This window comes from Labrys sp. 22185, from assembly GCF_052045555.1.
Classification (GTDB): Bacteria; Pseudomonadota; Alphaproteobacteria; order Rhizobiales; family Labraceae; genus Labrys; species Labrys neptuniae.
In genome coordinates, this window is record NZ_JBQEPH010000047.1 from 17,504 (window position 1) to 25,351 (window position 7,848).

Below are 7,848 nucleotides of genomic sequence, written 5' to 3' on the forward strand. Positions count from 1 at the left end.
CTGAGCGAGCCTGACTGGCCGAAGATCGCCAGCGAGCTCAAGCGCAAGGGCGTGACGCTGACGCTGCTGTGGCAGGAATATCGAGCCGACCATCCCGACGGCTATGGCTACACCTGTTATGTTGCGGCCCGGCTTATGTGGCGCAGCCAGGGAAAGTGCTGGTTTTCCTGGCGTGAGCCGCAACATAAATTCGAGCGACGAGCCCAACGACTATAGGCCTTTCAGGAACGTCATCAGGGACGGCAGCGCCCGTTGCCATGGCTGGGTCTGCAGGCCGGAGAGATCGACCCGGGCCAGCGCCTTCGCCTTCATTTCCATGTCGACCTCGGCGTAGACGTGCGTCGTGTCCAGAGACACGTGCCCGAGCCAGGCGCGGATAGTGTTGATGTCGACCCCGGCGCGCAGCAGATGGACAGCAGTCGTGTGGCGGATCGTGTGCGGCGTCACCCGCTTCGTGGCCATCGACGGCACGGTCCTGCTGGCTCGTTCGGCATATTGCGTTACGAGCCGGTGAATGCCGAACCGCGTCAAAGGCAAGTCGATCCGGTTCAGGAATACCGCTTCACTCCTGCCCCGGTTGACAATCAGCCTCGACAGCGACGTTGCGGTGATCGGCCACAACGGGCATGTCCGGAACTTGTTTCCCTTGCCATGCAGCCGCACAGACGATTGTGCTCCCAACGTCAGGCATTCGATCGTCAGCTTCGCCGCCTCGTCAGCACGAGCGCCGCTGTTGTACAAGAACAGGAGCAGCGCATGGTCTCGACCTCCGAGAGCTGTACGCCGATTCGGTTGGGCAAGCTGCGCATCCATCTCGGCCTTCTCGAGGTACCCAATCCCGGTCTTGGCGGTCTTCTTGAACGGCGTCGCCCGTATCTCGGCGCACCACGCCTCATGCACCGGTGAGCGCATGGCGATGAACCGCGCCAGGGATCGGATGGCCGCGAGCCCTTGGTTGCGGGTGGCACCGCTGCATTGACGATCGTGTTCCAGGTAGTCCAGGAACTTGCGGATGACAGTCGGCGTAAGATCTTCGACGGCCATGCGATCGATGGCACGCCCTGCGTGCTTGCTGGCATACGGCAGCAAGAGCACCAGGGTATCGCGGTAGCTGACCTGAGTGTTCCGAGCCAGGTTGCGCTCTGCCACCAGATGCTCGAGGAGGAATCGTCGAACCCAAGGTCCCAGGAGCGTCTCATCCTTCATGATCGCCTCCCATCGCATACTGGGCGAAGCGCTGGCTGGCCGCCTCCAGGAGTTCCGGTGTCATTTGGAGGTAGCGCTGGGTCGATCAGATATCGAGGTGACCGAGGTAGGTCGCGAGCTGCGGGAGCAATCGCCGGACGTCCTGGCCGGTGCGATACCACGCGACGACACGGTGCACTGCGGCGGCGTGGCGAAGATCATGCAGGCGCGGCGGGCGCGGTTCGCCGATGGGGCAATTGATACCGGCAGCTCGTCGCACATGCTGGAACATCGCGATGACGCGCGGATAGCACCTCCTCGAACGCCGCGCGACGCGAAGAGCGGCGCCTCCCTGCCGAGCGGCATGGGCAGCAAGCTGCGGCGTTCAAGGTGCGCAGCCAGTTCGTCGGCAAGTTTCGGTCCGATCGGCACGAGGCGCGTCTTGAAGAACTTCGTGCAGCGGACGGTGATGGTTCTTTCGGCGAGATCGACATCCTGCAAGGTCAAGCGCAACGCCTCGCCAATGCGCATGCCGGTTCCGTAGAGGAGCAACAGCAGGGTGCGGTACATGGCGGGGACGTGACGGCTGCGGCCCGTGTGCAGGATCGCGGTCGCGTCCAGCAGTCGGCGCAATTCCTCGGTCGAATAAACATAGGGCGTTTGCTGTGGCGGCAGCTTGGGCAGAGTTATTGGAAGAGGCGAACTGTCCACGTGCCCGTGGCTGACAGCAAACCGGTATAGACCGGTCAGCACCCTGTGCTTAAGGACCCAGGTCGCGGTCAACGCCCCATCGCCATTGAGGAAGTCGAGGATCGCCTCGCCTGTCACCTCCTGGATCGGTCGATCCCCCAATTGCCCGGCCGAAGCGATGGAGCAACTCTCCGGCGGACTCGAACCGCATGCCCAGCGACCGTTGGCGGGTCAGATAGGTATCGATTACGTCGGCGAGCATCGTAGGACGTCTCCCAAGTCGAAGGCACCGACCTCGCGGAGGGCCGCCATGTTCACCTTCGCGTAGGTGCTGGTTGCGGACGTGCTGCGATGTCCCAGGTGATCGCCGATCTCCTTCAGGGACAGGCCTTCGGCGAGCAACCGAACTGCGCAGGCGTGACGCAACGCATGCCCTCCGCGATGTGCCGCTTCGATGCCGAGCGCGGCGAAGCGCCGATTGGCGACGTCAAAGATGCTGCCTGCCATCAGTGGTCGAAGAGGCGCATGCATGCAGAGGAACACTTCCTGGCAGGATGACGGCGGTCGGACGGTGTCGATGTACCGGGCCAGAGCCTCGGCGACGGCGGGTAGCAGGGGATAGATCTGGGGTTGTCGTCACTTCAGCCGAACGAGCCCAAGGGTTCGCCTCGGCCAGTCAATCTGGTCGAGCCGCAAAGCGGCCACTTCACCGCTCCGCATGCCATAGAGCGCCAGTAACAGAAGAATCGCTCGATCACGGATATCCCGTGGCTTAGCGGTGTCGACGTCCGCCAGCATCTGCTGGACGGCAGACCAATCCGGGGCATATGGAAGCGATTCCTGCTGATAGAGCCGCGGCCGAGCAATCGCCTCCGCCAAGCGGTTTGAGCACCACCCCTCTTTGGCGGCGTATCGCAAGAACGCGCGCAATGCGGAGACCGTGTTGGCTGTCGAGACGCGTGTCCAGCGGCCCTTGCCCTGGGTGGCGACATAATTATCGAGATCGGTTGCCGTCAGATCTCCAAGCTGACGGCTCGTCTGCGCACACCACAGCAGGAATCTTGTCGTCGTTCGGCCCCATTGTTACAACGTTAACGGTGTGAAGCCGCGCTCGTCGCGCATCCAGGTGACATAACCGTCGAGTTTGTCACGGTGCAAAGCGGGTCGAAGGGTTCCCGCCACCAGCCGAGAAAACGCAGCCACGGGCGACCGATATCGATGACCCGCCGCGCAGCGGTGACCGCCCCGTGGACCTGCTGTCGCTCCATCGCGATCGCAATCAACTCCGTCATGCCGATACCCTGGTCGGCGTCCGTGGCGAGACGTCGGGCAATCCAAAGGAGTTCGTTGCGCTTCACCCTCAGGGCTGCGGGCCTCGCGCCATGTGCCGCGCAATGGCTGAGATAGCGGTCCCGCTCGTCGGCGAATGGCACGTCCCGAAACCGGCAATCGGCGGGCGTGCCGGAAGAACAGAACTGATCCATGGTGGACCTCAAATTGATTGAGATCGGCCAAGCGAAGCCCCTATTTATGTTGCGTCAAGCGCAGCCATCTCCCCGATGGCGAGAGAAACCGCCTCGCAAGATCACATAAGCCAGGCCGCAACATAACGGCTATAGCCATACCCCTCGGGGTGAATGTCGCGATATTCCTCCCACAGCACCATCAGATTGACACCCGGGCGCTTCAACTCGCAGGCAAGGGCGGCCCAGTCCGGTTCGACACGCCAGCGTTGTCCGGCCTTGGTGCCGGCCAGGCTGAACAGCAGTTGTTCCAGGGCGGCATCGGTCAGTTCACTTGGCAAGGGCCAATGCAGGCCGGCGCCGGCAGCTCGCCTGAGATTGTCCTGGATGGTGCTGCGTGCGGCGCCGAGCGTGCGCCCGATCTGACGGGCACTCACGCCGTCGCGGGCAAGCCGGAGCATTTATCGTATCTGTCTCATGGTCAGTTCTCTCTTGGCCGGCATCCACACCACCTCGTTGATTACGAGGCGTGGATGCTCGAAGGACTGGCCCAAACGAAGGCGCCGAAATCGAACCGCGAGCTGGCCGGTAATTGATTGGAATGCCGGCCGGATTCAAATCGGAATGGTGGCCGACATCAAATCGGAACGATGGCCGGCTTCGCGTCGGAATAGATGGCCGGATTCATTCGGAATCCGCACACCCAACATCGCATCTTGCCGGTGTGGCAAGCCGATCGCGATGGAAAGATCGCGCCCATCCGTGATATGGGCAAATGCATTCGTTGCCCATTGCTTTGAAAAGTGGGAAGCGATCAAGGCAAGTAGCGGGCACGTATTGCCAGCATTAATCTGATAGAAGGGGAGGCCCGGGCGGACGGTTGCTGAGGCTGTCATCCGGGCCTCCGGCTTTGCGGCACCGTAAGCCAGGCAACGCTACGTCATCGCCTGCCACCGAAGCAACCGCCTCTTTGGTATTAGGCAAGGTAACAAAATTTATTTCTTCGGTAGTCATTTTTTGTGATATAGAATACAACATATAAGCTACAATTAATCAAATAAAAGATTATGTAATGATTATTTATGAAGAAATAATTTCACCATTATGGTCGATTTTACACATTAAATTTAAAAATTATCTGCAATAATGGTAATTTCATGCTTGGCCATGCGAAGAACACACGTGATTCGCCTAAGTCATCCGCTACGTTGCTGCCAATCTCGGTTGTTGGTAAACCGCAACACTTCTCGCGCCGCAATCACGCCAACACTGCCAAGGCAGATCTCGGCTGACGTCGCCCTGGAGTGGTGGACGCGGGTTTAGGCCATGTTTCGTTCGGCCTGTTCCATGGTTTTATATCCGAGAGCGGAGTAGATCCGCCGTCGGTTATAGTAACCTTCGCTAAGCGAACAGGTCCCATGGCGCCTCCTCCCGGGTTGTCCATCGTCGCTGGTGCACCGATTCAACCTCGAGCGTGTGTCAAGCGAGGCGAGAATTTGGCCTTGATAGCTGCGAGCGGATTGGCATAGGCCTCGGCCGCATATTGGCTTCCGCGGTCGCAATGACAGATGAGACCTTCGAACGATCTCTGGCGTTGTACGGCCATCATCAAGGCGGTAAGCGGCAGCTCGGTTCACATATGGTCGCGCATGGCCCCACCAACGATTTTGCGGGTGACCAGGTCGAGCACGCTCGCCAGCCTGACGGCCAAGGGGTAGAGCCAGTCTTCCCGGGTTGGCAAATAGGTGATGTTGGTGCAATCGGCAGATGGTGACGGCTGTCGGCCGTGCATGGCTTGAGCCTGCGCCCCCCAGCATACGAATGCATTAAGCGCGCAGCGCGGCCGCGGCTCGTCCTTTTGCTCTCGTCGTTCAGCGCCGCATGGATCCTTGGGCTGCCATAGCGGCCACCATGCTCGACGTGCAGACGCCCAACATCGGTGAGCAGTTTCTGGTTTGCCATCGATCGTGAACTCTCCGGACGAAAGCGCCATACCTAATAACCGCAGGTCGAGACCTGAAGAACACGGCACATTGGGCGGACGGGCTACGTACCGACATGATCGCGGATAAATCTGAAGCTTGTTTGAACATCTTTGGCCTGCTCTCGCCTAGCCAAGGAACTCGGCCTTGGTCAAATCCGCCAAAGAGCCAAGGCTGAGCCACCGCCGCCCCCTCCCTCATCCAGCAAGGGCAGAAGAAAAAAGGCATCGTGGCCTGCTGCCGGTTTTTCGGGCACCAGGTTAAGCTAACATAGCTTTCTCCTCGAACTCGACAGGGCTCATATATCCCAATGTCGAGTGCCGTCGCCGAGGGTTGTAGAAGCGCTCGATGTAGTCGAACACGTCCGCCCTGGCGTCATCCCTCGCCCTGTAGATCTTGCGGGCCGTGCGCTCGGTTTTCAGCGACGAGAAGAAGCTTTCCATCGCAGCATTGTCCCAGACGTTGCCCGACCGGCTCATTGAGCAGGTGGTGCCGTGATCGGCCATCAGGCGCTGGAACTGCTCGCTGGTGTATTGCGTCCCTGGACGCCCTTCTGTTTGCCAAGCGGCGATGCGCGTGGCGTTGATGTCCGCTTGGCGCCGCATGATGATGCCAAAGACCTCGCGTGCGATGTATCGTTTCAGCATCCGGATGGCTTCAAGCTTGGAATGGCCTTCGGATATGCGGCGTGTCACATAGACCTTGGTTCGCTCGTCCGTTCGCAGGCGTCCGATCGCGATGATGTGCAGAGCACTGTTGGCAGCACGGTCACCGCAGCGATTGAGACGGTGCCGTGTCGTCAGCCCGGAGGATGCTGGGACGGGACTGACGCCGCAGAGCACTGCAAAACTGCTTCGGACCTGAGCCGCTCTGGATTGTCGCCGGCGGTGAGGAGCAACTGAGCTGCGCTGTTGTGGCCGATGGAGTTCCGGGCAATCAGCTCGGGCGCAAGATCGCTGACAAGCGCTACGATCATCGTGTCGTGGTCGGCGATCTCGTCATGAAGTTCGAGGTACCGCCGCGCAAGAGATTTGAGGCATATGCGATAGGCGCCAGCGACATCGCGGCACGCCGTCAGGTCAGGGCGCCAAGACGCAAGGGTGCGGATCAACTGCATCCGGGTCATTCCCCGCAACTGGTCTCGCAGCCCGTCTGGCGCGGCAATGATCGTGTTCTGGATCATCTGCAAAGCGATACGCCGCGCGTTCACCGCGGTCTTGCGGCAAGCCTTGAGAACTCTGAGAGATTCCACCATTCCGTCCCGGCTCCTCGGGGTGACGGTCCGCTGTCCGGCGAAGGCCGCATGCGCGGCACTCTGGGCGTCCAGGTCATCGTTCTTGCCTCGTCTGCGACGATCGTGGCGGTCCGGCGCGGTCACTTCGAGCACCTCGACGCCCGCGATCTGCATGTAGCGCAGAAGACCAGCGCCGTAGCTGCCGGTCGACTCGATGCCGATGCGCTGGACATCGCCGAACGAGCGCATCCAGGCGAGCATCTGCCGGTAACCTTGTCGGGTCGTAGAAAAGCTGCGCGTATCGAGAACGCGGTCGCGTTCATCGACCACCGCCGCCACATGCAAATCCTTGTGGGTGTCGACGCCACCGATGATGCTGCGTGTCGTCTTCTGCTCACCGTCCATGTTCACCTCTCCGCTGTGCCAAGCTTGGCCCAGCCGTAGCGCAATGCCTGGACAGGACAGTCACGAGACCGGATTGGTCAGGCCCTTCTCGGGTCACAAGCAACGGCCGAGGCAGAGCCTCACCGCGGGGTGTTCCCGGGCGGCCGACAGGTCCAGGGAAGGACACAGGGGTCGATCGGAGTGCGGGTCAGACCGCACCGAGGCACCTCGCGGCGCCAGCTTACCGCGGTCGATCGGTGTTTGAGTCAGACCGCCCGGGAACTGGCATTCATCTTCTGACTGTCGGAATGGTGCAGCAGGCTGTCGGGCTTGCCTCTCCTCCAGATCGCCATGATCAGGGCGTCAGTGACGAGCTGCGCCGTCATCTCCGCCTTCATCGCCCAGCCGACGACACGCCGCGAGAACAGGTCGACGACGGCGGCAACGTAGAGCCATCCTTCGGCGGTCCAGATGTAGGTGAAGTCAGCAATCCACTTCTGGTTCGGGGCCGAAGCCTCAAAGGCGCGATCAAGGAGGTTGTCCGACACTGCCGCTCGCTCGCCGGTATCCTTCGGCAACCCACGGCGGCGCGGCCGGGCACGTAGCCCGTTCTCCCGCATGAGCCGCTCAATGCGATGCAGGCCGCAGGAGAGCCCCTCCGCCAGCACATCATGCCAAACACGCCGGGCGCCGTAGGTGCGGTCGCTGCTCTTGAAGCTTCGATCGATCCTGGCAACGAGAATCTCGTCGTGCCGGGAACGAGCGCTGGGACTACGATTAAGCCAGGCATGGAAGCCTGAGCGGGACACATCCAGAGCCTCGCACAGCCACGCCACCGGCCAGATGTTCCGGTGCCTCGCGATGAAAGCGAACCTCATGTCACTTCCCTCGCGAAGTAGGCTGCGGCCTT

5 protein-coding genes and 6 pseudogenes are annotated in these 7,848 nt (G+C 61.1%); 1 reads left to right on the top strand and 10 read right to left on the bottom strand.

From position 1 onward, the window contains the following. Positions 1-216 (top strand): annotated as a pseudogene (locus tag ACTJKX_RS35185) (hypothetical protein); the annotation flags it as partial. Here ACTJKX_RS35185 and ACTJKX_RS35190 read toward each other — a convergent pair. From ACTJKX_RS35190 to ACTJKX_RS35235, 10 genes and pseudogenes are all read right to left on the bottom strand, one after another. After that, on the bottom strand, positions 211-1,206 hold the full coding sequence (locus ACTJKX_RS35190) for a tyrosine-type recombinase/integrase (RefSeq protein WP_440728169.1): 996 nt from the start codon (positions 1,204-1,206) through the stop codon (positions 211-213). The pseudogene ACTJKX_RS35185 and the gene ACTJKX_RS35190 overlap by 6 nt on opposite strands. 60 nt (positions 1,207-1,266) lie before the next feature. Then, on the bottom strand, positions 1,267-2,013 hold the full coding sequence (locus ACTJKX_RS35195; RefSeq protein WP_440728170.1) for a tyrosine-type recombinase/integrase: 747 nt from the start codon (positions 2,011-2,013) through the stop codon (positions 1,267-1,269). Between the two features lie 108 nt (positions 2,014-2,121). Next, positions 2,122-2,931: pseudogene (locus tag ACTJKX_RS35200) on the bottom strand (tyrosine-type recombinase/integrase). A gap of 35 nt (positions 2,932-2,966) precedes the next feature. After that, the gene (locus ACTJKX_RS35205) at positions 2,967-3,359 is read right to left on the bottom strand and encodes a hypothetical protein (protein WP_440728171.1); all 393 of its coding nucleotides are present in this window, start codon (positions 3,357-3,359) and stop codon (positions 2,967-2,969) included. 101 nt (positions 3,360-3,460) lie between these two features. Next, complete coding sequence (locus ACTJKX_RS35210) at positions 3,461-3,799, bottom strand: hypothetical protein (RefSeq protein ID WP_440728172.1); 339 nt, start codon at positions 3,797-3,799, stop codon at positions 3,461-3,463. 153 nt (positions 3,800-3,952) lie between these two features. Beyond that, the gene (locus ACTJKX_RS35215; protein ID WP_394315722.1) at positions 3,953-4,234 is read right to left on the bottom strand and encodes a hypothetical protein; all 282 of its coding nucleotides are present in this window, start codon (positions 4,232-4,234) and stop codon (positions 3,953-3,955) included. 423 nt (positions 4,235-4,657) lie between these two features. Beyond that, positions 4,658-5,453 (bottom strand): annotated as a pseudogene (locus tag ACTJKX_RS35220) (IS3 family transposase); the annotation flags it as partial. A 127-nt stretch (positions 5,454-5,580) separates the two neighbouring features. Then, positions 5,581-5,862 (bottom strand): annotated as a pseudogene (locus ACTJKX_RS35225) (IS3 family transposase); the annotation flags it as partial. Between the two features lie 21 nt (positions 5,863-5,883). After that, a pseudogene (locus tag ACTJKX_RS35230) lies at positions 5,884-6,959 on the bottom strand (IS110 family transposase); the annotation flags it as partial. Between the two features lie 254 nt (positions 6,960-7,213). After that, a pseudogene (locus tag ACTJKX_RS35235) lies at positions 7,214-7,848 on the bottom strand (IS3 family transposase); the annotation flags it as partial.